This is a genomic window from Marinomonas arctica (genome assembly GCF_003259225.1).
In the GTDB taxonomy this organism is placed as follows: Bacteria; Pseudomonadota; Gammaproteobacteria; order Pseudomonadales; family Marinomonadaceae; genus Marinomonas; species Marinomonas arctica.
Window position 1 is genome coordinate 1 of sequence record NZ_QHJF01000082.1, and the last position, 672, is coordinate 672.

A 672-nucleotide genomic window follows, 5' to 3' on the forward strand; every position below is an offset into this window, starting at 1 on the left:
TTTCACTTACCGTCCCCTGTCTATTTATAATAACAAATGAGGCGACAACTATCCTGACACAGGGGGGAATACTGGATAACAAAAATCTCTGATTCTAAAAGGCGACTCGCTTTATAAAATCGTTAACAAGGGAAGACTTACTCATATTCTTGTAAATAACGTAAAAGATTTGTCACACAATTAGCCAACGACACAGCGGTTAGATAGACTAATTAAGCAATCAAAAAAAACATATTAATAAGGATAGATAACATGGATTTAATTAGAATTTTATTTGCTGTTCTTCTGCCACCTCTTGGTGTCTTCCTACAAGTCGGTATCGGTGGTGCCTTCTGGTTAAACATATTACTAACCATACTGGGCTATATCCCAGGCATAGTACACGCTGTTTGGATTATAGCTAGACGCTAAATAGGTATCCATAACAACAACTCCTTTATAGTAGCACTTACTCTAACTAATTGGAGTTTAAAGCTTTAATCGCGTGTAATCATGGCCTTCTTAATATAAGCACTCTCACATGCGTGTCACGTTTTGTCAGGCTAAAGCCTTAAGGATCCCCACAAATATAGAGTGATGCCCACTTGTTGGTTAAACTATTTTCACCAAAAAATAAGCCAGACAAGGGGCATCACATTGTTATTATCAAGTTTACTTCCTGACAATTCAATC

Annotated in this window: 1 protein-coding gene; it reads left to right on the top strand. The window is 37.1% G+C overall.

Going from position 1 to position 672, the window contains the following annotated elements:
* The first annotated feature begins 252 nt into the window (after window positions 1–252).
* Window positions 253–411: a YqaE/Pmp3 family membrane protein gene (locus tag DK187_RS20925; protein ID WP_111609224.1), complete on the top strand. Its 159-nt coding sequence runs from the start codon at window positions 253–255 to the stop codon at window positions 409–411.
* Window positions 412–672: the final 261 nt, after the last annotated feature.

Coding starts and splice junctions, on each gene's coding strand:
- DK187_RS20925 (WP_111609224.1), top strand. CDS start 253: ATGGATTTAATTAGAATTTTATTTGCTGTTCTTCTGCCACCTCTTGGT.